Raw genomic sequence first — 261 nt, 5'->3', positions numbered from 1 at the left:
CCGTTCTTCCATAATCTCTTGGGGGAGTTGTTCTGGTAAGTTATAGGCTGCGGTTCCTTCTTCTGGAGAGAAAGTGAACGCCCCCATTAAGTCAAACTCGTGACGTTGCACAAAGTCACACAAATGCTGGAAATGCTCCTCAGTTTCTCCGGGGAAACCAACAATAAACGTCGTGCGTAATACCGCATCGGGTAATTGCTCTTTAATTCGGCGGATAATCCCGTCGTTGACCCGCCCTTGCCAAGGACGATTCATTGCTCG

General features: G+C 49.0%; 1 pseudogene. It reads right to left on the bottom strand.

Annotated features, from left to right (window positions below):
• Nucleotides 1–261, bottom strand: a pseudogene (locus R0J92_RS24040) (30S ribosomal protein S12 methylthiotransferase RimO); the annotation flags it as partial.

The organism is Tritonibacter sp. SIMBA_163, assembly GCF_046535935.1.
Classification (GTDB): domain Bacteria; phylum Pseudomonadota; class Alphaproteobacteria; order Rhodobacterales; family Rhodobacteraceae; genus Epibacterium; species Epibacterium scottomollicae.
Note: the sequence above shows the minus strand (reverse complement) of the source record. Positions and strands in the feature narration are given on the sequence as shown.